The sequence below is a fragment of the Haemophilus paracuniculus genome, assembly GCF_002015115.1.
GTDB lineage: Bacteria > Pseudomonadota > Gammaproteobacteria > Enterobacterales > Pasteurellaceae > Haemophilus_E > Haemophilus_E paracuniculus.
This window is the reverse complement of sequence record NZ_MUYA01000004.1, coordinates 24,032-50,352: the sequence shown is the minus strand read 5'-3', so window position 1 is coordinate 50,352 and position 26,321 is coordinate 24,032. Positions and strand designations below refer to the sequence as shown.

32 protein-coding genes and 3 tRNA genes are annotated in these 26,321 nt (G+C 45.5%); 9 read left to right on the top strand and 26 right to left on the bottom strand.

The genetic code is table 11. The features are described 5' to 3' along the window. Positions 1-34: 34 nt before the first annotated feature. From B0187_RS02765 to lpxH, 12 genes are all read right to left on the bottom strand, one after another. Positions 35-319 carry a DUF5377 family protein gene (locus B0187_RS02765; protein ID WP_078236338.1) on the bottom strand — a complete coding sequence of 95 codons (285 nt, stop codon included), beginning with the start codon at positions 317-319 and terminating at the stop codon, positions 35-37. Positions 320-338: 19 nt separating this feature from the next. Continuing rightward, positions 339-1,025 carry a glycosyltransferase family 25 protein gene (locus B0187_RS02760; RefSeq protein WP_078236337.1) on the bottom strand — a complete coding sequence of 229 codons (687 nt, stop codon included), beginning with the start codon at positions 1,023-1,025 and terminating at the stop codon, positions 339-341. A 75-nt stretch (positions 1,026-1,100) separates the two neighbouring features. Next, on the bottom strand, positions 1,101-3,167 hold the full coding sequence (glyS, locus tag B0187_RS02755) for a glycine--tRNA ligase subunit beta (RefSeq protein ID WP_078236336.1): 2,067 nt from the start codon (positions 3,165-3,167) through the stop codon (positions 1,101-1,103). Positions 3,168-3,198: 31 nt separating this feature from the next. Then, positions 3,199-4,179, bottom strand: coding sequence for a GIY-YIG nuclease family protein (locus tag B0187_RS02750; protein WP_078236335.1), 981 nt, complete (start codon positions 4,177-4,179; stop codon positions 3,199-3,201). Positions 4,180-4,720: 541 nt separating this feature from the next. Then, positions 4,721-5,080 carry an endonuclease domain-containing protein gene (locus tag B0187_RS02745; RefSeq protein ID WP_078236334.1) on the bottom strand — a complete coding sequence of 120 codons (360 nt, stop codon included), beginning with the start codon at positions 5,078-5,080 and terminating at the stop codon, positions 4,721-4,723. 31 nt (positions 5,081-5,111) lie between these two features. Next, a complete protein-coding gene (locus B0187_RS02740) occupies positions 5,112-6,158 on the bottom strand; it encodes a PDDEXK nuclease domain-containing protein (protein ID WP_078236333.1) in 1,047 nt (348 codons plus the stop codon). A gap of 49 nt (positions 6,159-6,207) precedes the next feature. Continuing rightward, positions 6,208-6,480, bottom strand: coding sequence for a hypothetical protein (locus B0187_RS02735; RefSeq protein ID WP_078236332.1), 273 nt, complete (start codon positions 6,478-6,480; stop codon positions 6,208-6,210). A gap of 11 nt (positions 6,481-6,491) precedes the next feature. Beyond that, positions 6,492-6,926: a hypothetical protein gene (locus B0187_RS02730; RefSeq protein WP_078236331.1), complete on the bottom strand. Its 435-nt coding sequence runs from the start codon at positions 6,924-6,926 to the stop codon at positions 6,492-6,494. Positions 6,927-6,940: 14 nt separating this feature from the next. Continuing rightward, positions 6,941-7,321 carry a hypothetical protein gene (locus B0187_RS02725; RefSeq protein ID WP_078236330.1) on the bottom strand — a complete coding sequence of 127 codons (381 nt, stop codon included), beginning with the start codon at positions 7,319-7,321 and terminating at the stop codon, positions 6,941-6,943. Next, positions 7,318-8,226, bottom strand: coding sequence for a glycine--tRNA ligase subunit alpha (gene glyQ / locus B0187_RS02720; protein WP_078236329.1), 909 nt, complete (start codon positions 8,224-8,226; stop codon positions 7,318-7,320). The genes B0187_RS02725 and glyQ overlap by 4 nt, the downstream gene beginning before the upstream one ends. 78 nt (positions 8,227-8,304) lie before the next feature. Beyond that, on the bottom strand, positions 8,305-9,093 hold the full coding sequence (locus tag B0187_RS02715; RefSeq protein ID WP_078236328.1) for a glycosyltransferase family 2 protein: 789 nt from the start codon (positions 9,091-9,093) through the stop codon (positions 8,305-8,307). Then, a complete protein-coding gene (gene lpxH / locus B0187_RS02710; RefSeq protein WP_078236327.1) occupies positions 9,093-9,821 on the bottom strand; it encodes a UDP-2,3-diacylglucosamine diphosphatase in 729 nt (242 codons plus the stop codon). Before lpxH ends, B0187_RS02715 begins: the two co-directional genes overlap by 1 nt. Positions 9,822-10,024: 203 nt before the next feature. On the opposite strand from lpxH, the gene B0187_RS02705 reads away from it, so the two are divergent. Then, entirely contained in the window at positions 10,025-10,396 is a 372-nt protein-coding gene (locus B0187_RS02705) for a poly(ethylene terephthalate) hydrolase family protein (protein WP_158078217.1), read from the top strand. A gap of 37 nt (positions 10,397-10,433) precedes the next feature. Beyond that, entirely contained in the window at positions 10,434-10,931 is a 498-nt protein-coding gene (locus B0187_RS10230; protein WP_078236325.1) for a hypothetical protein, read from the top strand. 79 nt (positions 10,932-11,010) lie between these two features. Here B0187_RS10230 and B0187_RS02695 read toward each other — a convergent pair whose 3' ends face one another. The 3 genes from B0187_RS02695 to B0187_RS02685 are packed head-to-tail and all read right to left on the bottom strand — an operon-like array spanning position 11,011 to position 13,384. Then, a complete protein-coding gene (locus B0187_RS02695; protein WP_078236324.1) occupies positions 11,011-11,538 on the bottom strand; it encodes a DUF1523 family protein in 528 nt (175 codons plus the stop codon). Positions 11,539-11,546: 8 nt separating this feature from the next. Beyond that, complete coding sequence (locus B0187_RS02690; RefSeq protein WP_078236323.1) at positions 11,547-12,344, bottom strand: TatD family hydrolase; 798 nt, start codon at positions 12,342-12,344, stop codon at positions 11,547-11,549. A gap of 44 nt (positions 12,345-12,388) precedes the next feature. After that, entirely contained in the window at positions 12,389-13,384 is a 996-nt protein-coding gene (locus B0187_RS02685; protein ID WP_078236322.1) for a DNA polymerase III subunit delta', read from the bottom strand. Between the two features lie 197 nt (positions 13,385-13,581). Between B0187_RS02685 and B0187_RS02680 the strand changes: the two genes are divergently transcribed. Both B0187_RS02680 and B0187_RS02675 read left to right on the top strand, forming a co-directional pair. Continuing rightward, on the top strand, positions 13,582-13,878 hold the full coding sequence (locus B0187_RS02680) for a type II toxin-antitoxin system MqsR family toxin (protein WP_078236321.1): 297 nt from the start codon (positions 13,582-13,584) through the stop codon (positions 13,876-13,878). Between the two features lies 1 nt (position 13,879). Further along, complete coding sequence (locus tag B0187_RS02675; RefSeq protein ID WP_078236320.1) at positions 13,880-14,275, top strand: type II TA system antitoxin MqsA family protein; 396 nt, start codon at positions 13,880-13,882, stop codon at positions 14,273-14,275. Positions 14,276-14,477: 202 nt separating this feature from the next. Here the strand turns inward: B0187_RS02675 and tmk are convergent, their stop codons facing one another. The 5 genes from tmk to B0187_RS02650 form a co-directional block, all read right to left on the bottom strand. Next, positions 14,478-15,107: a dTMP kinase gene (gene tmk, locus B0187_RS02670; protein ID WP_211272705.1), complete on the bottom strand. Its 630-nt coding sequence runs from the start codon at positions 15,105-15,107 to the stop codon at positions 14,478-14,480. After that, on the bottom strand, positions 15,104-16,132 hold the full coding sequence (gene mltG, locus B0187_RS02665; protein WP_078236318.1) for an endolytic transglycosylase MltG: 1,029 nt from the start codon (positions 16,130-16,132) through the stop codon (positions 15,104-15,106). The genes tmk and mltG overlap by 4 nt, the downstream gene beginning before the upstream one ends. Positions 16,133-16,229: 97 nt before the next feature. Then, positions 16,230-16,305: transfer RNA gene (locus tag B0187_RS02660), tRNA-Lys, on the bottom strand. A 24-nt stretch (positions 16,306-16,329) separates the two neighbouring features. After that, positions 16,330-16,405, bottom strand: a tRNA-Lys gene (locus tag B0187_RS02655). 26 nt (positions 16,406-16,431) lie between these two features. After that, positions 16,432-16,507: transfer RNA gene (locus B0187_RS02650), tRNA-Lys, on the bottom strand. A 240-nt stretch (positions 16,508-16,747) separates the two neighbouring features. Between B0187_RS02650 and B0187_RS02645 the strand changes: the two genes are divergently transcribed. Then, positions 16,748-17,038, top strand: coding sequence for a YfcZ/YiiS family protein (locus B0187_RS02645; RefSeq protein ID WP_078236317.1), 291 nt, complete (start codon positions 16,748-16,750; stop codon positions 17,036-17,038). Between the two features lie 50 nt (positions 17,039-17,088). On the opposite strand, the gene acpP is transcribed toward B0187_RS02645, so the two are convergent. The 3 genes from acpP to B0187_RS02630 all read right to left on the bottom strand — a co-directional run bounded on the left by acpP (position 17,089) and on the right by B0187_RS02630 (position 19,715). Beyond that, entirely contained in the window at positions 17,089-17,319 is a 231-nt protein-coding gene (gene acpP, locus B0187_RS02640; RefSeq protein ID WP_078236316.1) for an acyl carrier protein, read from the bottom strand. Between the two features lie 247 nt (positions 17,320-17,566). Then, positions 17,567-18,841, bottom strand: coding sequence for an HlyC/CorC family transporter (locus tag B0187_RS02635; RefSeq protein WP_078236315.1), 1,275 nt, complete (start codon positions 18,839-18,841; stop codon positions 17,567-17,569). 85 nt (positions 18,842-18,926) lie between these two features. Beyond that, on the bottom strand, positions 18,927-19,715 hold the full coding sequence (locus tag B0187_RS02630; protein ID WP_078236314.1) for a cytochrome C assembly family protein: 789 nt from the start codon (positions 19,713-19,715) through the stop codon (positions 18,927-18,929). A gap of 145 nt (positions 19,716-19,860) precedes the next feature. Here B0187_RS02630 and B0187_RS02625 point away from each other — a divergent pair, with 145 nt between their 5' ends. Genes B0187_RS02625 through B0187_RS02610 form a run of 4 tightly spaced genes read left to right on the top strand, consistent with a single transcriptional unit; the run spans position 19,861 to position 24,373 of the window. Beyond that, on the top strand, positions 19,861-21,816 hold the full coding sequence (locus B0187_RS02625; RefSeq protein WP_078236313.1) for a TonB-dependent receptor plug domain-containing protein: 1,956 nt from the start codon (positions 19,861-19,863) through the stop codon (positions 21,814-21,816). Positions 21,817-21,854: 38 nt separating this feature from the next. After that, on the top strand, positions 21,855-22,676 hold the full coding sequence (locus tag B0187_RS02620) for a substrate-binding domain-containing protein (RefSeq protein WP_245796998.1): 822 nt from the start codon (positions 21,855-21,857) through the stop codon (positions 22,674-22,676). Continuing rightward, complete coding sequence (locus B0187_RS02615) at positions 22,669-23,646, top strand: FecCD family ABC transporter permease (protein WP_078236312.1); 978 nt, start codon at positions 22,669-22,671, stop codon at positions 23,644-23,646. Before B0187_RS02620 ends, B0187_RS02615 begins: the two co-directional genes overlap by 8 nt. Beyond that, positions 23,639-24,373: an ABC transporter ATP-binding protein gene (locus tag B0187_RS02610; protein ID WP_078236311.1), complete on the top strand. Its 735-nt coding sequence runs from the start codon at positions 23,639-23,641 to the stop codon at positions 24,371-24,373. The genes B0187_RS02615 and B0187_RS02610 overlap by 8 nt, the downstream gene beginning before the upstream one ends. Position 24,374: 1 nt before the next feature. Here B0187_RS02610 and B0187_RS02605 read toward each other — a convergent pair whose 3' ends face one another. From B0187_RS02605 to B0187_RS02595, 3 genes are all read right to left on the bottom strand, one after another. Further along, the gene (locus tag B0187_RS02605; protein WP_078236310.1) at positions 24,375-24,857 is read right to left on the bottom strand and encodes a hypothetical protein; all 483 of its coding nucleotides are present in this window, start codon (positions 24,855-24,857) and stop codon (positions 24,375-24,377) included. A 158-nt stretch (positions 24,858-25,015) separates the two neighbouring features. Then, positions 25,016-25,855: a DUF72 domain-containing protein gene (locus B0187_RS02600; RefSeq protein WP_078236309.1), complete on the bottom strand. Its 840-nt coding sequence runs from the start codon at positions 25,853-25,855 to the stop codon at positions 25,016-25,018. A 30-nt stretch (positions 25,856-25,885) separates the two neighbouring features. Further along, entirely contained in the window at positions 25,886-26,317 is a 432-nt protein-coding gene (locus tag B0187_RS02595; protein WP_078236308.1) for a helix-turn-helix domain-containing protein, read from the bottom strand. Positions 26,318-26,321 lie beyond the last annotated feature (4 nt).

Below are 26,321 nucleotides of genomic sequence, written 5' to 3'. Positions count from 1 at the left end.
AAACCGAACAGTTACGTTCGGTTTTTTTTATTTTTTAAGCCAAACCTAATTGACCAATTTTAACCCCAACATTCCCTAAGGAAACAGGGCTGAGATATTCGCCTAAAAATTCAAATAAGAGATCAACTTGATCGAATTGACGTTCGATTTTAATTTCATCTTCCACTTTACGAATAAATTCATAAATGGTTTTACCATTTTGAGTTTCGGCAGTGAGGGTTAAATAAACCGTTTCAAAAAAGTGATTAACGTTGCCCTCTTCACCTGGGTCGCTTACGCGTACATTCCAATGGTTGCTAAATAACATTTGTTTAGACATTGTATTTACCTCTTATGTTTTAAATTAAATTGGCTTCTCGCCGTGCGATATTGCGTTCCGTTTCTAAATCGGAATCTTGTGGATTGGGAATATCGCCCAATAATTCACTAATCAAAATAATATGATTTAAATGGCAAAAATAAGAAAATTGATCGGCTAACCAGAACGGTTTTTTATAATCTAAATCTGCCAAAATCTGTTTTGCTTTCTGTTTACGAATTAAATAAAGGGCTGAACCTAAATTATCTGTTTGGTAAGTCGATTGAGCAAAATTTAAATTCATTCCCTCAATTTTTTGCATATTAACAGGACGATTTAATTGATGTAATAACACCAATTCGACCACGGGATTGGTTTTAATTTTCTCAATAATTAAATTCGTCCAATGGGAAAAATCGGGGTGCAATAAAATATCATCTTCCGCCACAATCGCAAAATCCTGATCGGCAAGTTGCGAATTTTCGGCAATTTGTTGCCAGCATTGCAGATGAGAAAAGGTGCAAGCAATTTCGCCAAAGGTTATTTTTCGATGAATTAACTTTTCAAAAAATTGGGTATTAAATAGCAATCGCTGATCGCCCACTTTTTCTAAATCAAACTTATCCACCGCACTAATCCGTTGGAAAAATTTTGCATCGGGGTGTTGATTAAATTTTTCCAAGCGTTGTGGGTGGCGATCTAAATTGATCACATAGCCTTGCAACATTATTTTTTCTCGTAAATTAGATCGGCAAAAAATAACAAAAATCTGACCGCTTGCAAGCGGTCAGATTACGCCCAATTATTGCAATAATGAAATATCGGCAACCTGTAAGAACAGGGCTTGCAGGGTGTTCAAAATCGCTAAACGGTTGTTACGCAAGGTTGGATCTTCGGCGTTCACCATTACGTTGTCGAAGAAGTTATCCACAGGCTGGCGTAAGTTGGCGAGTTTATTCAACACTGCGGTGTAGTCGCCTTGGGCGATCAACGGTTGCACCTCTTTTTCGAGGGCAAGCACGCTTTCCGCGAGAGCTTTTTCCGCAGGCTCAACGCAAGCGGTGAGATCCACCGAGCCGATTGCCGTTTCCACTTTGGCGAGAATGTTGCTCACACGTTTATTCGCCGCCGCAAGGGCTTCGGCACTGTCGAGGGTGCGGAAATGTGCCACCGCACGCACGCGAGCATCAAAATCCGCAGGGCGAGTTGGACGGCGAGCCAGCACCGCTTGAATCACATCAACCGCAATGCCCTCATCTTGATACCACGCACGGAAGCGACCGAGCATAAAGTCCACCACATCGGCAACCACATTTGCATTGGTTAATTTATCGCCGAAAGATTGTGCCGAGGTTTTAACCAGATCTTCGAGATCAAGCGGTAGTTTTTTCTCAACAATAATCCGCAGCACGCCAAGTGCGGCACGGCGTAGGGCGAACGGATCTTTGTCGCCTTTCGGGTGCTGACCAATCCCGAAAATCCCCGTGAGGGTGTCGATTTTATCCGCCAACGCCACCGAGCAAGCCACCAAGGATTTCGGCAATTCATCGCCGGCAAAACGTGGCATATACTGTTCATTTAACGCCACCGCCACTTCTTCATCTTCGCCATCGTGGCGTGCATAGTGCATACCCATTACACCTTGGGTGTCGGTAAACTCAAACACCATATTGGTCATCAAATCACATTTTGAGAGCAAGCCTGCACGCTTCGCTTTGGCTTCGTCCGCCCCAATTTGCTTCGCAATCGCACCGCTTAACTGCTCAATGCGAGCGGTTTTATCACGCAAAGTGCCGAGCTGTTGCTGGAATAACACGGTTTCAAGGCGTGGCAACTGATCTTCCAATTTCTGTTTCAGGTCGGTTTTGAAGAAAAATTCCGCATCGGTCAAACGTGGGCGAACCACTTTTTCGTTACCCTCGATGATCGCCGTTGGATCAGCAGGGTTGATATTCGACACAAAAATAAAGTGTGGCAACAATTTGCCGTTTTGATCGTAAATCGGGAAATATTTTTGGTCGCCTTTCATTGTGTAAACAAGGGCTTCCGCAGGCACGGCGAGGAAACGCTCTTCAAATTTCGCCGTCAGCACATTCGGGTATTCCACCAACGAAGTAACTTCGTCTAGCAAATCATCTTCAATATCCGCAACCCCGCCCAAAGCGGTCGCTTTCGCCTGAGATTTTGCAAGGATTTCCGCTTTACGCTCATTGAAATCGGCAATCACAGAGCCTTTTTCTTTGAGTAGCTGCGGATATTGATCCGCGTGGCTGATCGTGAATTGACGCTCGCCTAAGAAACGGTGTCCACGAATGGTTGTGCCGCTTTTCACGCCAAGGATCTCGCCCTCGATCAATTCGCCGCCAAATAAGAGCGTAAGGGTATGCACTGGGCGGACGAACTGCTCGCTCTTGTCGCCCCAACGCATTGTTTTCGGGATTGGCAACTTGGCGAGGGCGTTGCTGATAATGCCGACCAACAGATTTTTGGTCGGCTGACCTTCAATCACGGCACGGTGTACCAACCATTCGCCCTTGTCGGTGGCAATACGATCGGCTTGATCCACAGTAATCCCACAACCTTTCGCCCAGCCCTCAGCGGCTTTGGTCGGCTTGCCCTCAGCGTCAAACGCCTGAGCCACCGCAGGCCCACGTTTTTCCACCTCTTTGCTCGGTTGAGCATCCGCCAAACCCAGCACTTTTACCGCCAAACGGCGAGGGGTCGCAAACCATTGCACCAGCTCAAAAGCAAGCCCAGCTTGGTTCAACTCTTGTTCAACATTATCCGCAAACGCGGTCGCTAATTTTTTGAGTGCCTTCGGTGGCAGCTCTTCTGTGCCGATCTCGGCGAGGAAGTTTTGTGTTGTCATTTTGTTTCTCTTAATGAACCATATATACAAATTATTTTAATTTATCAATTTCATTTTTAAACTTGATTTTAATTTTATTAATATCATTATTGATCTTATATATAAATAACATAAAAAGCACACAAATAATTATAAAAAGAGTAAGGTTATTATTTGAAAAACCTAAAAATCTTTCTATTAATACGGACGCTCCGTTTAAGGCAATTCTATAAGAATCAAATATACGATCAATACTACCAGAAAAGCTCTCACCGTTAAAAAATAAATGATAAAGCAGAGGTATTATAAAAGTAACCAAAGTCAAGGCTATAATTTCACCTAGGACCGTATTTCTTATTTCTTTTTTTTCTAATTTTCTAAGTTCCAATACTTTTTCACGTTTCCTTAATTCATTCTTTTCTTGTAATCTTAATTTTTCTTTTTCCTGTTGTATTTTAATATACTTCTCTTGCTGTTTTCTTTGTTCTTCTAATCTTAGCTTTTCTTTTTCCTGTTGTATCTTGATATACTTCTCTTGCTGTTTTCTTTCTTCTTCTAATCTTAATTTTTCCTTTTCACGTCTTATTCTTTCTTGCTCTTCAAGAAATTTTTTCTTACGTAATTCTTCTTCTATTCTACGTTGTTCTGCAATTATTCTACGTTTTTTTTCAATTAAATTACGATTTAACTCTTCTATTGCTACTTTATGTGAAAGCTCATAAGCAGCAGAAAAATTAGTATCAGTCTCATCATAGAATTTAATTGCTTCCCTAATCGCCGCTACAGCATCCTCGTAAGAAATATAGAAAAACTCTCTTCTATCATTAACTCTACAATGTGATAATAATGAATGAACCTTTTGCTCTACTTGATAAGGATGAGTAACATATACTTGGTATTCAACAACATAGTCCATAGGAACACCAGTATGATTAAGCTCTTTCGCTCTTGAATATGGATCTCGATCTGTATACCCTATCTTTAAAATATCTTTCATAATAGGATTTGAAAGAACATAAACCCAACCACTCATTTTTATAAATTCCTTACTTTTTCTAATACTTAGATAACATTTGTAAAAGCTAGTGAGATCTAAATACTTTCTATTCTCTCACTCCGCTTTCACTTCTGCCAAATCTCCCCTAACCCCTCTTTGCTAAAGAGGGGAACTCGATCGAGCATAATTTAAATTTATCTTTCTTCATTACGATCTGAAATAGTCAGACAAATTTTAATTCTCCACTTAATGATCGCCCCTCTTTAGCAAAGAGGGGAGGGGGAGATTTGGCAGGCTTAAATTACGAAGAAAATACGTTATTTAGCCCATTGCTTGAAAATACCGCCAAATTTTTCTAACCATATTTTCTTTAATTGCTCCGCTTTCACATCCGCCAAATCTCCCCTAACCCCTCTTTGCTAAAGAGGGGAACTTGATCGAGCAAAATTTAAATTTATCTTTCTTCATTACGATCTGAAATAGTCAGATAAATTCCAATTTCCCACTTAATGATCACCCCTCTTTAGCAAAGAGGGGAGGGGGAGATTTGGCAGGCTTAAATTGCGAAGAAAATACGCTATTTAGCCACCGATTGAAGATACACCCAAATTTCTTCAATCACGTTTTCAATTTCTGTCATTACTCGATAATTATCAAACCGCAAAACGGTTAAACCGAGCGAGCCTAACTCTGCATCTCGGATTTTATCATTTGCCTGATGTTCAGGCTCATAATGCTGTCCGCCATCTAGCTCAATCACCAATTTTGCTTTGGGGCAATAAAAATCAACGATGTAGCTCAATAAGGGCTTTTGTCGATAAAAGCGGACACCCAGTTGATCGTTGCGTATCCGATACCAAAGGCGTTTTTCTGCTTCTGTTTGTGCCGTTCGCAATTTTTGAGAGTTAGATTTTAGTGATTTGATATAAGGCTTCATTTGGTAAAATCTCGCCTAATCTAACCGCTTGCTATTTTTCTAAAAACCGTTGTTTCGCTCTATCCACCGCTAATTTTAATCGTTGTTCTAAAACAGTTTTGCTCGGTAATATGGTGGTATATTCCGCAATATGAATATCCGAATTTTCCAGATCTAATAATTCCACTTGCTCTTGCTTTTTCGAGGTGCAAAGAATAATCCCAAGCGGTGGCTTTTCGTCAATTTCTTGCTCATATTTTGCCAACCACGCTAAATAAAGCTCCATTTGACTTTTGTACGAGTGTTTAAAGGCTTCGGTTTTTAAATCAATCGCAATTAAGCGTTTTAATTTGCGATTGTAAAAAAGTAGATCGATATAAAAATCATCATTATCAATCTGAATCCGTTTTTGGCGAGCAATAAACGTAAAGCCTGCCCCTAATTCCAGTAAAAACTGCTCAATTTCTCGCAAAATTGCATCTTCAAGATCTTTTTCTAAATAGCGATCATTGAGATCGAGAAAATCCAAAATATAAGGATCTTTCAACACAAGCGATTGATTATATTCGCCTTTTTCTCTTAATTGGCTCAATTCCGCCACAATGGTTTCATCGGGCTTTTTGGAAATCGCCGTGCGTTCAAACAGCAACGAGCCGATCCGTTCATCAAGGGTTCGTACCGACCAACGCTCTTGGGCTGCCATTGTGGCATAAAAATCACGTTTGATCGGTTCATCAACTGTAATCAGTAACTTAAAATGCGACCAACTCAATTTTGCACACAGTGTATGCAAAATTTCCATATCAGGAAAAGTATTCGCAAATTGCATCAAATAACCAAGATGACGCTTACTCCACCCTTTGCCAAACTGTTCGGTCAAGCTTTTAGAGAGCTGTGGAATAATATCCTCGCCATATTTCGCACGTTCGCCCTGCAAAATATAATCGTTGATCCGCTTGCCAATATACCAATAAAGCAACGTCAATTCAGCATTTACCGCCACCGCCATTCGTTGTTTAGACGAATGAATTAACTGCGAGATTTCGCTAATAAATGCCGTGGAATTTTCTGTTATTGTGATTGATTTTTGAGTAGTCATTATTTTCTCCCTTTGCAAAAATTTTGACTAATCTCACCGCTTGTCGTCCTTAAATAACGAGAGATTTTAATTTCTCTACCTCTAAGATAACGCCATTCCCCCACGTACTCCACTCAATCTCTAACGCAGGAATCCCTAAATAGCCATTCTCTTTTGCTTCATCAAAAGCAGAATGTTGATCTCTTAATTTTGTGAAACGTTTTAAGTTCGCTAAATTTTCGAGGATATCAACACTTTCATATTCCACGCCAAGACGTTGTAATTCCGCCACAAAAGGGGCGGTGTCGGGGCATAATGCTGAAAAATATAAAATTGGTTTCATTATTATTTAGCCTAATTTTTAAAACGATACTCAATCACTGTATCAGACGGTTTCCATTCAATTTCTCGGTATAAAGTTGAACAATCACCATACTTATGCTCAGTTCTCGCATAGTTTCTCGTTCCAACTAATTTACCATTATAAAAGAAACCGATAAGGTAACGATCATAAGGGAAAGGCGTTCCCCCCATTCCCGTTTTACACCATTGCAAAGCTGAACCTTGTCCTTCAAATTCTTTCACAATAGGTCTACCTAAAATGTTAGCTGTTTCCTGCTCACTCATTCCTGGATTTAACAATACTGAATCTTCAATAGGTTGCATTGTCCACTCAATTTTAGGCTTTTCGACTACTGGCTCACGATATATCACTTTTGGTTCTGAGCTACAACCAACTAAATTTACCAGCACAAATGCCGAAACTACGGTTTTAATATATTTTTTCATATAAAATCCTTTAACTATTTATAAATTTTCCAACCCTTTTTCTGCTTAATCAAACGAACCTTACCATCTTGGCTGGCGTAGCCGCCTTTGACGGCTTGTAAAATGGTGTTGTCGGGTAGGTCGGTGGCGAAGACTTCGGCTTGGCTTTTGTCGGTGGATAAAATCACATAAACCGCCGAGCCTTTGTTACTTGGGTTTTCGAGGGAAATATCCGCCACGTTAAACACTTGCACACATTCCTTTTTCAAAAAGGAATAACTTGCCCCTGTTGAGGGCAAGCAGCCGTATTGATCTTTTTCGCCCCCAACGATAACGTCATTGGTGGGTTGTGCCGATTGTGAACAACCCACGAGGGTGGCAGAGAGGGCTAGGGTTGAAAGCACTTTTTTCATCATTTTTCACACCCTGGGAACCCCAACGCTTCACGGCTGGCGTAGTAGGCTTCGGCAACGCCTTTGGTGAGGGTGCGGATTCGCAAAATATAGCGTTGGCGTTCGGTTACGGAAATCGCTTTGCGAGCGTCCAGCAAGTTAAAGCTGTGAGCGGCTTTCAAAATGCGTTCGTAAGCAGGCAATGGCAACGGTTTTTCGAGGCTGAGTAGCGATTGTGCCTCTTTTTCGTATTGGTCGAAACATTGGAATAGGAAATCCACGTCCGCATACTCAAAATTGTAGGTCGATTGTTCCACTTCGTTTTGGTGGAACACATCGCCGTAGGTGGTTTTGCCGAGCGGGCCGTCTGACCACACGAGGTCGTAAACGCTGTCCACGCCTTGAATGTACATCGCCAAACGCTCTAAACCGTAGGTAATTTCGCCCGTAACGGGTTTACATTCCAAACCGCCCACTTGTTGGAAGTAAGTAAATTGGGTAACTTCCATTCCGTTCAGCCACACTTCCCAGCCTAAGCCCCACGCCCCAAGGGTTGGGTTTTCCCAGTTATCTTCCACAAAACGAATGTCGTGTTGGGTTGGGTCGAAGCCGAGCATTTTAAGGCTATCGAGGTAAAGCTCTTGAATGTTGTCTGGCGAGGGTTTGATCACCACTTGGAATTGATAATAATGTTGCAAACGGTTCGGGTTTTCGCCATAACGACCGTCCGTTGGGCGGCGAGAAGGTTGCACATAGGCGAACGCCATTGGCTCTGGGCCTAAGGCACGCAAACAGGTCATCGGGTGCGAAGTTCCCGCCCCCACTTCCATATCAAAAGGTTGCACCACCGTGCAACCTTGTTTCGCCCAGTAATCTTGTAAAGCAAGGATCATTCCTTGGAAGGTTTTTACGTTAAATTGGGTTGTCATTGTTCTATCCTAATTCTGTATCAAAAAATGGGGCTATTATAGCCTGTAAGCGGTCAGATTTGTGAGAATTTTTGCGTGCTACGACCAAGTTAAATGAATTGGCACAACGCCACTTGGCTGATTTAACCCGAGCTTCAAATTTTCGACCCGCTGGCAAATTTCCGCCGTAACCGCTTCCGCCTCTGCCACCTTTTCGGGGGTGATATTGTCGGGCTGTTTGCCGAATAAAACCGCATCCAACAACCGCTCGGCGTGCATTCCCTCTCGGCAATAATTCAGCACCCCCACATCATCAAAGGCGGTGGCAACGCAAGCCACTTTGGTGGTGGCGATACCTAACGCCCCGTCTTCGCCCCCTAATTGACGAAATAGCGAATGTTGTGGAAAACCACCACACGCCAGCAAAAACGCCCGCCGAAACACCGTATTGCCCGCCCCCGTCATCTGCATTACCTGCCACGCATAATCGAAATTGGGGTGAGAGGCGTAACGCTCGGCGAGATCAATCGGCTTCAACGCCAACCGCACAAGGCTCACCGCAGGGCGATGTTGGAAAATCGCCACCGCCACTTGTAACGCATTGGCTTCGTAAGCATCATCGGCATCTAAAAACGCCACAAATTCCGCCTCGCTCTGCAATGCCCCCCAGTTGCGAGCCTTTGCCACACCGCCATTTTTCGGCATTTTTTCCACTTGAATTTTATCGGGAACTTGTGCCGCCAACTGTTGAGCAAGGGCGAAAGTGCCATCCGTTGAGCCGTCATCAATCAGCCACAAAGTGCCAAGTTCCGCCTGATTCAGCACACTTTGCACCGCTCGGACTAAGGTTTGTTCCGCGTTATAGCAGGGAATAATTACATCAATCATCAGCGTTCCTCATTAAAAGCAAAGCCCGTTTCGTCCACCCGCAAAATCGAGGCGGTTTTGCCCCAATCCCCCAGCACAATTCGCTCATACAAGCGGTCAGATTTTTGCAAATTTTTTTCATAATGCACCCCTTGCTTGTGGATATGTCCGTGAATTAGCCGCTGAACGGCGAATTTATCCATAGTTTCAGCGACAAAATGCGGGTTTACGTCCATTATGTTGAGGGATTTGGTGCGTTTATCTTGCTGGCTTTTGGCACGAATTTTGCGAGCGATATGCAGGCGTAAGGATAACGGCAGGCAAAGAAAGAGCTTTTGCCGCCATTTTTGGTGGACTTTTCGGCGGAATTGTTGATATTTCACATCGTCAATGCAGAGGGTGTCGCCGTGGCAAATCAGCGTTTTTTTGCCATATAAATCAATCACTTGATAATCAGGCAACAACTCAATCCCCGTCTCTTTGGCAAAGCGTTTGCCGATCAAGAAATCTCGATTACCGCAAATAAAATAGGCTTTCACACCGCTTGCAGTGAGCGTTTTGAGGACGTGTTTTACGCGAGAAATCAGCTCGGATTGCTCATCATCGCCCACCCAAAAATCAAACAGATCTCCCAAAATATAAACCGCCTCAGCAAGAGGGGCGTCCTCTCGCAAAAATTGCAAAAAGAGTGCGGTAATCTCAGGGTCGTTTTCGTTAAGGTGTAAATCAGCGATGAAATAATAAGCCATAAGCCCTCCAAAAGTGAGGGGTAGTATAGCATTTATCGCATTAAAGGCGGATAAATTAAAAGGGCTGATATAAAATCAGCCCCTACGAATGGGAATGGTTTTCGGCGATCTGCCATTTTTCGTAGTGGCGGACTTTATGTCCGCCAAAAATGAATCAGTGTATAATCTCAGCGAAAATTCTTTTTTATTTTTGGGATTATTTGATGAAACATTTTCTATTAAAAAGTGCGTTAGTGGCTGCAATGGCGGTATCGATCACTGCTTGTGGTGGGTTGGAACAAATTTTTGCGATCAAAGATCAGCAAATTACCAGCGTAAAAAGCCAAGCACCGCTCGAACAACGCTACACCGCATTTGGCTCTTTTACACCTTTTTCGGCAAAGTTCGATGCAAATAACGACAAGTTAGGTTATTTTACCGTTTATTACCCACAAACTGGTGGCAATTTTCCGCTAATCGTAATGGCGAATGGCTCGGGGACAAAATCGTCCTCGTATGAAGCGGTTTTCCGCCATTTGGCAAGCTATGGCTTTGTGGTGATCGGCTCGCAGGAAGAAAGCTCGTGGACGGGCTAGGGGGCGGCAAAAAGTTTGGATTTCGCCTTACAGTCAAATGCCGATAAATCCAGCGTGCTATACGGCAAAATCAATCCGCAAAAAATCGGCATTTCAGGACATTCGCAAGGGGGCGTGGGGGCGATCAACGGTGCAACCAAACAGTGCAAAAATCCGCTCGGTCTATACCGCCAGCACTACCCAACTACCACTAGCACAGGCTCTGCAATGGAACTACGACATCAGCAAAATCAAAGTGCCGTATTTTGAAACTTCTGGCACGGGCGTGTTTGACGCAGGCAAACCTGACGAAAAAGCGGGTGGCATCGCACAGCTTGCCTCACTGCAAAACAACTTTAACCAAGTGGCTGGCACAGCGATCATCGCACGACGAAAAGGCGAAGACCACGGCTCAATGCTCTATGTGCCAAACGGCTATATGACGGCGTGGTTTTTATACACGCTTAACAATGATACCCAAGCCAAACAGATCTTTGTCAGTCAAAATGCCGAAATCCGCCAAAACAGTAATTGGCAGGATATGCAGATCAAATAAGGTGGTTTGATAAGAAATTGCAAGCGGTCAGATCCTGCAAAATTTTGCGAAATCTGACCGCTTGCGAATGAAAAAAGAGTTATTTCGAGCTATCAAACCAACCACGCACGAACTGCACCGAGAGGAAGAACGTGAGAGCCAACAATGCGTAGAGAATGTAGCTAACGATTGGCATTGATTGGGTTTCACCCTCGGCAAGCGGTTTGATTGACACGATGTTGCGGAATTCGTTCATCCAGTTGATTCGCCAGCCGTAGTATTTGATTTGTACGAGCTGTTTTTCGTTGGCGAAAGCTTGGGCTTTGGCTTGGATGTCGGCTGAATTGAATTTGAAGTAGAACGGCAAGCCCCAGCCCGTGTCTTCGTTGCGGTACACCATCACTTTTTTGCTTTCGGGCTGTTCGGTGAACAGGAAGTACACATCACGCACTTCGCCGTCCGCAGGGTTGGCTTTACTGATTACGCCGTCTTTGTCCATTCGGCGGACTTCCATTCCCGTTACCATTGTGGTTTCGTAGCTTGGGAACGCATAATTGACCGCCCCAGCCAACACGATGTGTAGCGAGAGCATTACTAAAATTAAGAAGTATTTGATAATCGCTTTCATAGGAATCCTTAGCGGTTAAGCGGTTGAATTTTAAAGAGTTTTTGCACGTTTTGGGTGCTAATTTGTGCCATTTCCTCAACGGAAATGCCTTTGAGGGTGGCGAGATATTCGCACACTTCTCGCACATAGGCAGGCTGATTTGGCTTGCCACGATAAGGGATTGGGGCGAGATACGGCGAATCGGTTTCCACCAACAGCCGATCTAGCGGTACGTTTCGCACCACGTCTCGCAACTCTTCCGCATTGCGGAAAGTGATAATCCCCGAAATCGAGATGTAGAAGCCGATATCCAACGCCCGTTTTGCCATCGCCCAATCTTCGGTGAAGCAGTGTAACACGCCACCGCACTGTTCTGCATTGCCTTTTTCGAGGAAGTGCATTGTGTCCTCGCGTGCCGAACGGGTGTGGATCACCAACGGTTTGTTGAGGATTTTTGCCGCTTCGATCTGCTGTTCAAACAGGGATTGTTGCAACGCTTTGGTTTCAGGGGTGTAGTGATAATCTAACCCCGTTTCGCCAATCGCCACCACGCGTGGATCTTGGGCGAGGCTCAACAAATGCTCATAATCAAAGGGTTCTTCTTCCACATTGAGGGGGTGAACCCCGCAGGAAAGAAACACCTCGGGGCGGTGAGCGGTGAGCTGTTGCATCGCCTCAAAACGCCCGAGGGTGGTGCAAATCGAGATAAATTGCTGCACCCCACGGGCTTTGGCGTTGTCGATCACCTCGTCCACGTTTTTGTGTTGGCTCTCATAATCAAGGGAATCGAGATGACAATGAGAGTCGATAATATGTAAATTGTTCAATTTATTTCCTTTTTTTACGAAATTTTGTGAAATCGCACCGCTTGTTATTCAAACACATCTAACAATAATTTGCTCAAACAATCGGCAAGCATCAATTCTTGATTGACGGCGTTAATTTCAAGCAGATCTCGTTGGGTTTGCTGGACGATTTGGTGAGCTTTGAGCAGTTTCGGGGCGGAAAGCAGTTGACTAAATTTGTTGATCGCCGTCTCAATATCCGCATTCGTCCAGCCCTGCGAAATCCCCATTTGAGCTTTGAGGCTGTCGCTCAAAAAGCTCGCCAACCATTCCAACTGCTGCAACGCCTGCGGTTTCTCTTTATCAAACGCCGTGAGGAATAGCAACAAATCTCGGCTTTGATAAAACTTGGCAAAGGCTCGCAAAAAGAGTTTGCGTTGCGACAAGCGGTCGGTTTCCAGCAAATTTTTGCTATCGAGGGGGCGATTGTGTGAAAGGCGTAACGCCGTGCGTAAATCGTCCTCGCTCACGTTCGGGCATTCGTTTGCCAACCATTGCAGGGCAAGTTCAGGGGCGGGCGATTGAATCAACCACGTTTGACAACGGCTCTGAATGGTCGCCATCATCGCCGCTTGCAACGGGGCTTCCAGCAGAAAATAACTGTTGGCGTTGGGTTCTTCGAGGGTTTTCAGCAACGCATTCGCCGCCGCTTCGGTCAGCCGTTCCGCCCCCGCCAGATAAACCACTGCGTTCCCGCCCTGTTGCGAATACTGTTGCAGGCGAGCGGTGATTTCTCGCACTTGATCCACGCCGATATCCTTGCCCTCAATCGGGGCGACCAGATGAAAATCAGGGTGGTTGCCGCTCTGCCACAAATGGCAACTTTTGCACTCGCCACACGGCTCTCGCCCGTGCTGATTCTGACACAACAGCCAATGGGCGAACTGGCGGATAAAAGTTTCCGTGCCAAGCCCCACGTCCGTTTTAAACAACAACGCGTGATGCCCCCGCCCTTGTAAAAAAGCGTCCGTCAAGGATTGATATGTCGCCAAATGCCACGGATAACCGTGCGAAATCTGCATAACCTCTGCCCCGTTGCCACTATGTGCTAAAAACGGTGCATTATAGCGAAAATTTGGGGTGGGCGTGGATTTTTTATTTTTGTGATCTTGATCGACTAATTCACAAAAGTGGCTTGATGAGAAATTTTGATCCGCTAGGATCAGCCTATCGTTACTTCAATTTGACAAATTAACCTAGTTGGTTAATATAGCCAAAAATGGAAAAGCAAACGCCACATTACGATTTAACGCAAATCAAGCTGTTAATTGAGCAAGGAAAAGTAAATGCTACCCATACAGCAATGCTCGGGGCGGTAGCATTAGGGCTGGATTATCAGGCAATGCTTGATACTGTGCGATCCCTTACTCACGCGGATTTTTATAAGAGTATGACGAGCTATGCGAACCATAAAATTTGGCAAGATGTTTACCGACCAAACACGCCCGTTGGTCAAATTTATTTGAAATTAACCGTGATTGACAACCTACTGATTGTGTCATTTAAGGAACGATAAAATGCAATGTCCAAACTGCTTTCAAGCGGAATTAGTCGCTCAAACCAAAGATCTTCCCTACCGCTACAAAGGCAAGGAAACGATTATTCCTAATGTTTCCGCTCAATTTTGCCCGAATTGTAGCGAAATGGTGGCGAATAGCCGTGAAAGTGAACGCATAATGGCAGAAATGTTAGCTTTCAATAAAAAGGTCAATAGTGAATTTGCCGACCCACATTATATTCAACAAGTGCGTAAAAAACTCAACCTCGATCAACGCCAAGCGGGGGAATTATTTGGGGGCGGGGTTAATGCGTTTTCTCGCTATGAAACAGGCAAATCCCAACCGCCCGTGGCGTTAATCAAACTACTTAAATTATTGGACAAACATCCTAATTTATTGGCGGAAGTGAGTTAAACGAACGGGCTACCCTCTCTCTGCGAAAAATTGCCTTACGCAATTTTTTCGCTGTCTCTCTCCCATAAATGGGAGAGAGTTTTACTCTCACTAAGTTTAAAAACCCTCTCCCACTTGTGGGAGAGGGACAGAAATAGACTTCGTCAAGAAGTCTATTTCAGGGAGAGGGAAAAATTTCAAAAAATCTAACCGCTTGTAATGCTTATTTTGAAGCCAAATAACCCTCAACCACTTGGCGAATTTGTTCAGAAACCTGTTCAATCGGCAATTCAGCGTTGATTTTAACCGCTTTGGGATTGTTTTCGACTAACGCTAGGTAGCGTTGGCGGGTGCGGTGGAAGAAGTCGATGTGTTGTTGTTCGATCCGATCTAATGCACCGCGGCCTTTGGCACGAGCCAAGCCGATAGTCGGGTCGATGTCGAGGTAGAGCGTGAGATCGGGTTCAAAATCGCCCAAAATGGCGGTGCGGATTTGGGTGAGCAACGGTTCGCTTAATCCCCGTCCGCCCCCTTGGTAGGCTTGGGTGGACATATCGTGGCGGTCGCCGACTACCCATTTTCCTGCGTTGAGGGCGGGTTCGATCAGGGTTTCGACTAATTGGGTGCGAGCGGCGTAGAGCATCAGCAATTCGGCTTTGTCGGTGGTGTGTTCGCCGTCAATCCCCTCTTTCCAGAGGGTGCGTAACGCTTCCGCAATCGGTGTGCCACCGGGTTCGCGGCTAGTGATAAATTCAATGCCGTGGGCTGCCAAGGTGTCGCACACCACTTGTTGAGCGTTGCTTTTGCCAGCCCCTTCCAGCCCCTCAATCACGATAAATTTGCCACGCATTATTTCGCCTCACTTTTTTTGCTTTTTTCGATTTTTATCCAATTTCGTACCGCTTGATTATGCTCATCAAGGGTGCGACTAAATTTGTGTCCGCCCGTGCCGTCCGCCACGAAGTAGAGGTAAGGCGTGTTGTCGGGCTGGGAAACCGCTTTGAGGGCGGCTTCGCTCGGCATTGCAATCGGGGTTGGCGGTAAGCCGTCAATCACATAGGTGTTGTAAGGGGTGGCTTCTTGCAGATCTTTTTTGCGAATATTGCCGTCATAGCGGTCGCCCATTCCGTAGATCACAGTAGGGTCGGTTTGCAATTTCATCTTTAATTTCAAACGGTTAATAAATACCGAAGCCACTTGTGGGCGTTCGCTTGCTAACCCCGTTTCTTTCTCGACAATCGAGGCTAAAATCAGCATTTCATAAGGGCTGGCAAGCGGTAGGTTTTCCGCTCGATTTTGCCACGCTTGGTCGAGGGCTTTTTGTTGGCGTTGGTAGGCACGTTTGAGCAGATCCAAATCGCTCGAATAAGGCACATAGCTGTAAGTTTCAGGGGCGAGCCAGCCCTCTAATTTTTCGTGTGGAATGCCGAGGGCTTGGGCGATTTCCGCTTCCGATTTATTGGCGAGGGTTTGTTCCAAATAATTGGCTTTGGCGAGCTGTTCACGCCATACTTTGAAGGTTTTGCCCTCGATAAATTGCACCGACAACTGCACCTCTTTGCCGCTGTTGAGCTGTTTGAACAGTTCTTCCACGTTGTTCACGCCATTGAGTGAATAAATGCCCGCTTTGAATTTGCTGAATTGCGGTTGCAGTTTCAACCAGTAAGGCAGCAAACTGGCGTCCGCCACAATGCCTTTTTCTTCGAGTAATTTGGCAAGTTTTTGGCTGGAAGTGCCTTTTTCGATCAGTAAGAATTGATCGGCTTGAACGTTGATTGGCTGTTGCGAAAAGGCGGTTAATTTTTGGTAGCCATACCCCCCTGCACCGACTGCCACCACACCAAGTAAACCGAGGGAAATCAATAATTTTTTTAACATTTGAATAAGCTATTTTACAAAATAAAAACGGTCGCCATTTTACCTTAAAAGCGGTGCGATTTTGAAAAATTTTGCAATTTAAAGGAAGAAGAAATAATGGTGGGTCGTGAAGGATTCGAACCTTCGACCAACGGATTAAAAGTCCGCTGCTCTACCGACTGAGCTAACGACCCGAAGATAGGGATTTGCGTTTTAAGTGGTGGGTCGTGAAGGATTCGAACCTTCGACCAACGGATTAAAAGTCCGCTGCTCTACCGACTGAGCTAACGACCCCCATTGATAAGGAATTTACGTTTGAGTGGTGGGTCGTGAAGGATTCGAACCTTCGACCAACGGATTAAAAGTCCGCTGCTCTACCGACTGAGCTAACGACCCGTCAATAACGTAACGAGGGCGTATCATACGGATTTTAAAAACAAGATCAAGGTTTTTTTATGGCTTTTTATCTATTTGGATAGTTTGCAAGCGATTTTGGTAAAAATTCGGCAGAATCCTACCCCTTGCAACGCTTTTTTCGGCAAAGTTTACGTTATATCAAATGTTCTGCAATGGGCGATTGATTGCAACGGCGTTTCGTATTAAAGTGCGAGCGTTTTTATTTTATGAGGATCTTTTATGAAATCAGACAAACCAACGGAATGCACGAGCTGTAACACTTTCGATGTTGGCTCAATTTTGGACAACAGCGAATTAACCGCACAACTGGAAAAAGGGTTCGCCAGCCGAGCCGAAGCGGAACAAGGTTTAGCCTTTTTAACTGAAAAAGCCCGTGAAACGGAAAGTGAGCCGTGCCAAATCGCAAGCGAAATCGTGGAAAGTGAGGGCGTTTTTGTGTTGAAAGCAAGCTTTACATTTAGCTGCCAAGCGGAAGTGGTGATCTTCCAACTTGCTACTCGCACCTTCTAATTTCTCGATTTTGAGGCAAAAAGAAAGGCGGTTTAAAACCGCCTTTTTGATTATGAATTGCTTTGAACGTAGTCAATCGCAGATTGTACAGTGGTAATTTTTTCTGCTTCTTCATCAGGAATTTCGATATCGAATTCTTCTTCCAAAGCCATTACTAACTCAACGGTGTCGAGTGAGTCTGCACCTAAATCTTCGATGAAAGATGCTTCTGGTTTCACCGCTGCTGGTTCTGCACCTAATTGATCAACGATGATTTTTTTTACGCGTTCTTCAATGCTCATTTTGTGTTTCCTATGTAAAGTCGCTTAATGCGAGAGTTGAACAGTGTAATGAAAAATTTGCTAAATTCAACCTTTGAATACAAGGTCAAACCAGCTCGCTTTTCGATACACTAAAACTATTTAAGGGTTCGCCCGTTTTGTGCAAGCGAAAAAGCGAGCTGATTTTACCATTATACCAAGCGTTGATCCATAGCCTAATTTTGCAAGCGGTCAGATTTCCCGAAATTTTTCAAAATCCTACCCCTTGTTAAGGGCTTTCTGGCGGGGAAATCGGCTCAACTTTGGCTTGTTTTACCATATTGTCCGCCACCTCTAAAATCGTGATTTTGAGGTTATATAGCTCAAATTGGGTGTCTTCATCGGGGATTTTTTCCAGATGTTCCAAAATCAAGCCGTTAAAGGTTCGCACTTCATCAACGGGCAAATTCCAGTTGAGTAATTTGTTGAGATCACGCAGGTTGGTTGAGCCTTCAATAATCATCGTGCCGTCCGATTGCGGTTTGACCTCTTGGGCTAAACTTGGGGCGGTTGAGGTGGTAAATTCGCCGACAATTTCCTCTAAAATATCTTCAAGGGTGACCAAACCTTTGATGTCGCCGTATTCGTCCACCACCAAGCCGATTCGCTCTTTGTTATTTTTGAAATTCATTAGCTGAGTCGTGAGCGGTGTGCCTTCGGGAATGAAATAGACTTCGTCCACCGCACGGATCAAGGTTTCTTTACTCGGTTCATCACGATCTAACAACAGGCGGAACGCCTCACGCACCCGCAACATTCCGAGAATGTTTTTGTCCATATTGCCTTTGTAAAGCACCACACGGGCGTGGGCGGCGTGGTTGAGCTGCCGCATAATCGCTTTCCAATCATCATCAATATCAATGCCGCCGATGTCGTGGCGAGGCACCATAATGTCGTCCACCGTAACCTTTTCCATATCCAAAATGGAAATCAGCATTTCTTGGTGTTCGGTGGGGATAAATTTCCCTGCTTCCAGCACCACGCTGCGTAGTTCTTCGGCACTTAGCCCTGCTTTATCATCTTTTTTCACGCCGAGTAATTTCATCAAACCTGCGATAATCAGGTTCATCAAAAACACAATCGGCAACATCAGTTTTTTGAGGGGCGTGAGGTAATAACTGGCGGCAAAGCCGACTTTTTCGGGGTAAATCGCCGCAATGGTTTTTGGCAGAATTTCCGAGAAAATCAGCATCACGAAAGTGAGTACCCCCGTGGCAATCGCCACCCCTGCTTCGCCCGAAAGTTGCATACCAATCATCGTGGCAATCGCCGAGGCAGCAATGTTCACGAGGTTGTTACAAATCAAAATTAGGCTAAGCAAAATATCGGTTTTGGCGAGTAATTTTTCCGCTTGTTTCGCCCCACGATGCCCTTTTTCGGCAAGGTGTTTCATTCGATAGCGGTTTAACGACATCAAGCCCGTTTCCGAACCTGAAAAAATGGCAGAAAGTAAAAGAAGAATGGCAAGAGCAATAAATAAACTACTCAGGGGGATACTGTCCAAAATAAAAATCCTATGTGAATTGATCATACAAGGGGTCGGATTCTGCGAAATTTCGTGAAATCCGACCGCTTACCGTGTGTAATGGCTACACCAAACGGCTACCAAAATAGCCAAAAGTGAGTAACATTATACCCGAAATTGAGTAAATAAGCACCCGCTTGCCTCGCCAATGCAGTTTCCATTGCCCGAGCAGTTGGATGCTATATATTAACCACGCCCCAAACGAAAAAATCGCTTTATGCACCTGCTCGGGGGCGAAGAAATTGTGCAGATAAATCATTCCCGTAATCAGTGTTAAGGTGAGCAAGCCTTGTGCCACAAGGGTTAAGGTAAAGAAATGGCGTTCAACGGTCATTAACGGTGGCAGCACGGCGTTGAGGTACATTTTTTTGCTTTTCAGTTTGCGATCTAACCAGAAAAGCTGAATCGCGTAGAGCAACGCCAACACGAACAACGCATAGGAAAATAACGCAATCGCCAAGTGGAATAATAGCCCTGCCGACTGTTGCAAATGCTTGATAAAACTGCCCGTAACAAAACTCGCCACCGCCAGACTACAAATGCCGAACGCATACACAATAATCAGCGGAAACCACACCGTTCGCCATTTTGGCAAGGCAAGGGTTGCCACTGCACTAATCAGCACGCTAATCAACGCCACCACATTAGCGAGGGTAAAATTCTGCCCGTCCGCCACAAATAACGCGTTGGATACGGCTAACAAATGGAACAGCACCGCCACCATTCCCAGCCCAAACACCGCTTTGGTATTCGGCTGGCGACAAGCGGATTGGTTTTCCAAATTTGCCAAACTCGGCATTACCCAGAGTAACGCCCCGAAATAAGCCACAATCGCAAGCAATGCAAATAACATCGTCTTTACCTTTATGAAGATCGCAAATTGCCCTATTGTAACGGAAATTTGCGGTTGAAATTAAATCTCAATTCGGATTTTACACCAAAATCGGGTATGATACCGCCACTTACCCTATTATTTTCAACCTAAGGAACACAACATTATGCAAAAAAATCTGATTACCACCCTACTTTTTACCCTACCCGCAGCGGCTTTCGCTCAAACGGAAAAACCAACGGAACTGCAACCGATCACGGTCTATTCCGCTTACGCCACCCCGATCAATCAAGATAAAACCGCTTCTTCGGTTACGGTGCTGACCGAAAAAGATTTCGCCGAACGCAACGCGACCTATGTGAGCGATGTGTTGAAAACCGTGCCGAGTATGGCATTTAGTGCTTCGGGCGGACGTGGCACACTCAGCAATTTCTATCTGCGTGGGGCGGATGCGAACCACGTTTCCGTGGTAATTGACGGTGTGAAAATGAACCCTGTTTCGGGCTATGGTTTTGACTTCGGAGGTTTAAGCCTGAGCAATGTTGATCGCATTGAAGTGTTACGCGGCGAGCAGTCAGCACTTTGGGGCAGCGATGCAATGGGTGGCGTGATTTACATTACCACCAAAAGCGGTCTCTACAAAGATAAGCCGTTTAACGTGGATTTCGACTTAGGCACTGGCTCAAACGGCACTTATGACGGCTCGGCAACCGTTTCGGGCTATCACAACGGTTTCTACTATGCGTTAAACGGCAACAGCCACCGCACCAAAGGCATTTCTGCGTTAAGCAAAAATCAATTTGCCTACGCCACCGAGCAAGGCTCAACGGTTAAAACGGGCGGGGCAAAAGAGCGTGATAAATTCCGCAGTGATAGCGGTTCATTACGTTTAGGCTACGATGTGGGCGATAAAGGGGTGGAAGTGCTTGCCTCAAAATCTTCCCAAACGGCTCGTTATGACGGCAGCCTTTCCAAAGAAACAGCGTTTGATGATTGCACTCGCACCCGTGAAAATCTATTGAAATTCAGCGGTTATTTAGGTAGCGATCAAGATCTATTCAAACAAAAAGTGAGCGTAAGCCAACTCAAAACCGATAGCGACACGTTCAGCTCTTACCCAAGCAATACCGATGCGAAAAAATTCAATGGTAACTATCAATTAGATGTGAATTTTGACCGTGAGGGGGCGATTACCCAAGCGGTGAGTTTGTTGGCGGATTATCAAAAAACCAAATACAATTCAAATAGTTACGCAACGCAAAAAACATTGAGCGAAAAAAGTGTGGCGGGCGAATATCGTCTATTTAGCAAACAGGATCATAGCCTCACATTAAGCGGACGCTACACCGACAGCTCAAAATTCAAAGATGCGTTCACAGGTCGTATCGCAGGGGCTTATCGCCTCTCGCCAAACTTCAAGGCTCACGCGAGTTTCGGTACGGCAATTCAAAATCCAACCATTAGCGAATTTTACGGCTGGACGGGTTCATACCTTGCGAATCCAAACCTCAAACCAGAAAAAAGCCGTGGGGGCGATTTGGGCTTGTTGATCGAAAGCAACGACAAACGCCAAAGCCTTGATGTAACCGCATTCGCTCGCAATGTAAAAAATGCGATCAGCAGTGAAACCGTTGCTTCAACTTGCGTAGATATGGGCGGTTGGTCAAGCTGTAATTCCCGTGCGGTAAACCTTGACGGCACAAGCAAAATCCGTGGGGTGGAATTGGCTTACAATGCAAAAATTACCCAAGATCTAACCGCTTACGCCAACTACACTTACACCCAAGCCAAAGATAGCAAAGGGGTTGCAATGGTTCGCCGTCCGAAACACGCCGCAAACGCAGGCGTTGCCTATCAAGTTACCGAACAATTCGGCACAAACTTGAATGTGGCTTATGTGGGTAAACGCGTGGACAGCCATTTTGATGAACTGACCTACGCTTCATCACGCGTGAAATTGCCGTCTTACACCCTCGTGAATTTAGGGGCAAATTACCAACTCAACAAAAATATCAACCTTTACGCCAACCTCAACAATCTGTTCAACAAAAAATATGAACAGACCGTAGGCTACGGTCAATACGGCCGTAATGTTTACGTTGGGATTAAAGGCAGTTTCTAACTTTTGAGAGAGGCGGGCGGAAGCTCGCCTTTTTTGCGATGTTGGCTTTTCGTTTTTACACGCTTTTGGGGTTGGCGGGATTGCTTGCCCCGCTGGCTTTCGCCCAAAAATCAGCGGAACAATTTGTCTCGCTGACCCTATGTAGCGACCGCTTGTTGCTGGAAATCGCTCGCCCTGAGCAGATTGCTGGAATGTCGCCCTATTCCAATAATCCGCTGATGATGTTGGATAAACTCAACCGCGACAAACCGACCATTGAGCCACAACTCGGCAAGCTGTTGCCCTATTTGGACAAAACCCTGCTGATCAACGAGTTTTTTTATCCACAACTGACCGCTGATCTGAAAAAACTCGGGGCGAAAATTATCCCGATTAACGACAGCCCCCAAACCCCCGAACAGCTTTTTGAGTTGATGTTGCAACTCGGCAAACTGACCGATAATCAAGCCCACGCCGAACGGTTGGTGGCTCGCTTGAAATCGCAAAAATTTTCGTTAAACCTACCCCTTGCAGAGACCTTGATTTTGTCGGAAACGGGCGTGGTGGAAACCAACCAGCCTCAATATCGCACCTTGCTCGCTCTGCTCGGCTTAACGCCCCTCAAAACGGCACTTACGCCGCAAAATTTTTCCCTCGAAAAAGTGATTTTGAGCCAGCCGAATGTGCTGATTTCCCTGACAGATAAACGAGGCTACAACGAACAGGCGGAACTACTTTCGCTGCACCTTTGGCAAAAATTATTCAAAAACCGACCGCTTGCTACCGCCCCGTTGAAATATACTTATTGCTTCGATCAGGGGATTTGGCAGGGGGCAGAATGGCTTTATCCACAACTGATCAAGACAAAGAAAGATGAATAAAATCAACAGGTTAAATTTCGCTTTGGGTGGGCTGTTAATCGCCATTATCGCCCTTGCGATTGGCTATCAATTAAGCGATTTTTCTGCCCTGCTCAACGCGGATGGGGTGCTGACCGATATGCGATCCCTCGTATTATGGGAAATTCGCCTGCCTCGCATTTTGCTCGCCGTCCTCACGGGGGCAAGCCTTGCGGTGGCAGGCAACGCAATGCAAGGGGTGTTCCAAAATCCCCTCGCCAGCCCAGGCTTGCTCGGCAGTGCGAACGGGGCGACCACCGCCAGCGTGTTTATGTTGTACTATTTTTCCGTGCCAATGGCGTGGCTGTTGCTCGGCGGTATGGCGGGGGCGTTGGCGAGCTTTTTGCTGGTCTATTTCATCGCCCGCCGCCACGGCACCACAATGATGATCCTCGCAGGGCTGGCGGTCAATATGCTACTCGGCTCGGCAATCGCCCTGTTGCTCTCAAACGCCGAAAGCCCGTGGGCGTTAGCCGAACTTTACCGCTGGCTACAAGGCTCGTTGGTGTGGGCGAAAATGGACACGCTGTTGCTCTGCCTGCCGTTCGTGGGCGTGGGCTTGTTCTGCCTCTACCAACAACGCCGTTACCTCGGTTTGCTCACGTTCGGCGAAGAAACCGCCTCGACAATGGGAATCGACCCAAAACGCAGTTTTTTCATCACCAGCTTCGGCGTAGCGTTGTTGGTCGGGGCGACCATTCCGCAAACTGGCACGATTGGCTTTATCGGCTTAATCGCCCCTCATTTTGCACGAATTTTGCTCAAAAAACGCCCCTCGCAACTCTACTTAACAAGCGGTCTGATCGGGGCGTTACTTTTGCTGATCGCCGATTTGAGCATTATCTACCTGCCGTTTTTCTCGCACATCTACATCGGCACGCTCACCGCCATTCTCGGCGCACCTTGCCTGATTTGGATTTTGCTGACCCAAACAAGGAAACTCTATGCTTAACGTGGAAAATATTAGCCTAGCCTACGGTTTACACAACGTCAGTTGCCAGATTCCGCAGGGAAAATTGGTCGGGATTATGGGGGCGAACGGGGCGGGCAAATCGACCCTGTTGAAAAGTTTGGCGGGGATCTTACCGCTTGCAAGGGGTGAGATTTGGCTAAATTCTAGCAAATTGAGCGAAATGTCGCCCCAGCAAAAGAGCCAACTGCTCGCCTACCTCGCCCAAAGCACGGCGATCCAGTGGGATCTATCGGTTTATGATGTGATCGCCCTCGGCTTGGCACAACCACTACGCCCAGCGGACGAGCGAGTCAAAATCCAGCAAATCGCCCAACAATTTGCGGTGGCGGATCTGCTCGAAAAGCCGTTTCAGCAACTGTCGGGCGGCGAAAAAACGCGGGTGCAACTGGCTCGTTGCTGCATTAAAGGCAGCCCGTTGATCCTCGCCGATGAACCGATCGCTGCCCTCGATCCCTACTACCAGATCGACATAATGGAAAAACTCAAAGCCCTCACGCCCCACCGCACCTGCGTGATCGTGATCCACCACCTTTCCCTCGCCTACCAATTTTGCGATGAAATTATCCTGCTCGATCACGGCAAGCTACTCGCCGCAGGCGACACCGCAAGCGTCCTCACCCCACAAAACCTCGCCCAAGCCTTTGGAATCAAGGTCGAAATCGATCAAGAGCGGAAAGAGATTTTTGGGGTTGGGAAATTGGCGTAAATTAGCCTTGGCGACATTCTAACCAAGGCAATTTCGTGCCGTTTTGGTTTTTGTAATAAATCGAACTACGCTCGCGGGCGATTAAATCAACATAGCTGCCTTGGATCGGATAGTAAGAGCGGTAGCTCACTTCAAAACGTGTGCCAGCCGCATTGATCGCTTTATTGGCGAGATGATCAAAAGGCTCGGCTTTCGCCCCATTTAACTGAAAATAGATCCCAAAATTTTCCTGCTTACGGCTCTCACGCGACAGCGGAAAATAGGTCGCCAAATAGGCGGTTTCGCCCGTGGTGAAATCCTTGCAATAATAGCTATAACGTTTGTACTCGGCAGGATTATTCAATTCCGCCTGACTAATATCCGCTTTCAAATACCCCACCGCCGCCGTTTTCTGCGGTTTGGTCGTTTTCTGCTGTTCCGATGACGTACAAGCAAACAACCCAGCCACCGCCATCGAAAGTAAAACGAGTTTCAATTTAGACATAAAATCCCCAATCTGGTTAGAAAAATCCGTATGATAACGGAAATTGAATGAGGTGCAAGGGGTGGAATTTTTGGGGAATGGACCGCTTGTATGGCAAAAAATGGAAGCTAAATTCCAATCCTTTGGATTTACACAAAAATTGGAAGTAAACTTCCAACCTAAAACAAACTCTGCTGCCCGACTAAAAACTCAGGCGTGGGCTTTATTTTAAATCCATATTCAGACAAATACCCTTTCAAACTTTCAATATTATAAAAAGAGTGGCTGTTGGTGGTGTTTTGGAAGTAGAGATAAAGCCTGTCAAATTCAGCTTGGCGTTGATGTAAGAACGCCGCCAGCTGTTTTAATTCCGTGTCGCTATAACGATAATCATGGCGTTCTTTTGCCGATTGGGCTTTCCACCAATTTGGGTTGCGACCGTGCAGCCGGAGGTAAGCGGTGCGTTGGTTGGCATAAAAATGAAAAGCGGGCAAGCCAATATTGGGCGGATAATCCACATTGCACCAAATCAGATTTGGCTTGCCGTGAAAATAATCCAACACCGATGGCGTATGCCAACTGCTATGGCGGAACTCAATCGCGAGCGGATAATCGCTAAACCACGACACCAGTTCCGCCAAATAATAACGATTGGCGGTTGTTCGCTCAAACTCAGCAGGAAACTGCACAAATAAATTCGCCAAACAGCCCGCCTCTTTCAATGGCTGCAAAACTTTCAAAAATCCTACCGCTTGCTCGGCAGTTGCGGTGCGTTTATGGCTAAAATCTTGATGCAGTTTGACCGAGAATTGCAACTTACCCGCAGCTTTTTCCAGCATACCCTGCAACGCCTTTACCCCAATCGGGGCGTGAAAGGTGCTGTTAATCTCAACAGTGTCGTAATGCTGAGCATAAATCGACAAAAAATCCGCCTTATCCGTCCCAAACGGATAAAGCGTCCCGATTAAGTCCGTATCACTATAACCGCCCGTGCCGAGGTGGATTTGGGGTGTTTGCATTGAGATCTGTCTCTAAAAACTTTACGTTATTTATTTGGCTTTCAATAAAGCAATAATATCTTTTAATGAATCAATTTCATTTTGCTTTTGTGCTAATAAAACATCCTTTGTTTTTAACAGTTCTTCTTTATGGGAAATGAGATTATCTTTTAACTGTAAAGCTAATTTTAATTTCTCTAATTCGATAACAGGATTTTCTTGGATACCATAATAAACAGTATTGTTATAATCTGAATTTTCATTCATTACAAAATAGACACCATTATTAGCATTTTGCATAAACTCTAAGGCATCCATATTAAAAAGACTGGCAATTTGTTCTAATTTATCTAGGGTAAGTTTGGTTTCCCCTCGTTCAATTTTGGCATAACCGTTTAATGACATATTTAATTTTTCTGCCATCTGTTCCTGCGACCATTGTTTAATTTCTCTTAAAGCTCTAATTTTTTGATTGTATTCCATATAT

Bases quoted from the DNA above. Each gene is read 5' to 3' on its own strand.
- B0187_RS02765 (WP_078236338.1), bottom strand. From the start codon at position 319: ATGTCTAAACAAATGTTATTTAGCAACCATTGGAATGTACGCGTAAGC.
- B0187_RS02760 (WP_078236337.1), bottom strand. From the start codon at position 1,025: ATGTTGCAAGGCTATGTGATCAATTTAGATCGCCACCCACAACGCTTG.
- glyS (WP_078236336.1), bottom strand. From the start codon at position 3,167: ATGACAACACAAAACTTCCTCGCCGAGATCGGCACAGAAGAGCTGCCA.
- B0187_RS02750 (WP_078236335.1), bottom strand. From the start codon at position 4,179: ATGAGTGGTTGGGTTTATGTTCTTTCAAATCCTATTATGAAAGATATT.
- B0187_RS02745 (WP_078236334.1), bottom strand. From the start codon at position 5,080: ATGAAGCCTTATATCAAATCACTAAAATCTAACTCTCAAAAATTGCGA.
- B0187_RS02740 (WP_078236333.1), bottom strand. From the start codon at position 6,158: ATGACTACTCAAAAATCAATCACAATAACAGAAAATTCCACGGCATTT.
- B0187_RS02735 (WP_078236332.1), bottom strand. From the start codon at position 6,480: ATGAAACCAATTTTATATTTTTCAGCATTATGCCCCGACACCGCCCCT.
- B0187_RS02730 (WP_078236331.1), bottom strand. From the start codon at position 6,926: ATGAAAAAATATATTAAAACCGTAGTTTCGGCATTTGTGCTGGTAAAT.
- B0187_RS02725 (WP_078236330.1), bottom strand. From the start codon at position 7,321: ATGATGAAAAAAGTGCTTTCAACCCTAGCCCTCTCTGCCACCCTCGTG.
- glyQ (WP_078236329.1), bottom strand. From the start codon at position 8,226: ATGACAACCCAATTTAACGTAAAAACCTTCCAAGGAATGATCCTTGCT.
- B0187_RS02715 (WP_078236328.1), bottom strand. From the start codon at position 9,093: ATGATTGATGTAATTATTCCCTGCTATAACGCGGAACAAACCTTAGTC.
- lpxH (WP_078236327.1), bottom strand. From the start codon at position 9,821: ATGGCTTATTATTTCATCGCTGATTTACACCTTAACGAAAACGACCCT.
- B0187_RS02705 (WP_158078217.1), top strand. From the start codon at position 10,025: ATGAAACATTTTCTATTAAAAAGTGCGTTAGTGGCTGCAATGGCGGTA.
- B0187_RS10230 (WP_078236325.1), top strand. From the start codon at position 10,434: ATGCCGATAAATCCAGCGTGCTATACGGCAAAATCAATCCGCAAAAAA.
- B0187_RS02695 (WP_078236324.1), bottom strand. From the start codon at position 11,538: ATGAAAGCGATTATCAAATACTTCTTAATTTTAGTAATGCTCTCGCTA.
- B0187_RS02685 (WP_078236322.1), bottom strand. From the start codon at position 13,384: ATGCAGATTTCGCACGGTTATCCGTGGCATTTGGCGACATATCAATCC.
- B0187_RS02680 (WP_078236321.1), top strand. From the start codon at position 13,582: ATGGAAAAGCAAACGCCACATTACGATTTAACGCAAATCAAGCTGTTA.
- B0187_RS02675 (WP_078236320.1), top strand. From the start codon at position 13,880: ATGCAATGTCCAAACTGCTTTCAAGCGGAATTAGTCGCTCAAACCAAA.
- mltG (WP_078236318.1), bottom strand. From the start codon at position 16,132: ATGTTAAAAAAATTATTGATTTCCCTCGGTTTACTTGGTGTGGTGGCA.
- B0187_RS02645 (WP_078236317.1), top strand. From the start codon at position 16,748: ATGAAATCAGACAAACCAACGGAATGCACGAGCTGTAACACTTTCGAT.
- acpP (WP_078236316.1), bottom strand. From the start codon at position 17,319: ATGAGCATTGAAGAACGCGTAAAAAAAATCATCGTTGATCAATTAGGT.
- B0187_RS02630 (WP_078236314.1), bottom strand. From the start codon at position 19,715: ATGTTATTTGCATTGCTTGCGATTGTGGCTTATTTCGGGGCGTTACTC.
- B0187_RS02625 (WP_078236313.1), top strand. From the start codon at position 19,861: ATGCAAAAAAATCTGATTACCACCCTACTTTTTACCCTACCCGCAGCG.
- B0187_RS02620 (WP_245796998.1), top strand. From the start codon at position 21,855: ATGTTGGCTTTTCGTTTTTACACGCTTTTGGGGTTGGCGGGATTGCTT.
- B0187_RS02615 (WP_078236312.1), top strand. From the start codon at position 22,669: ATGAATAAAATCAACAGGTTAAATTTCGCTTTGGGTGGGCTGTTAATC.
- B0187_RS02610 (WP_078236311.1), top strand. From the start codon at position 23,639: ATGCTTAACGTGGAAAATATTAGCCTAGCCTACGGTTTACACAACGTC.
- B0187_RS02605 (WP_078236310.1), bottom strand. From the start codon at position 24,857: ATGTCTAAATTGAAACTCGTTTTACTTTCGATGGCGGTGGCTGGGTTG.
- B0187_RS02600 (WP_078236309.1), bottom strand. From the start codon at position 25,855: ATGCAAACACCCCAAATCCACCTCGGCACGGGCGGTTATAGTGATACG.
- B0187_RS02595 (WP_078236308.1), bottom strand. From the start codon at position 26,317: ATGGAATACAATCAAAAAATTAGAGCTTTAAGAGAAATTAAACAATGG.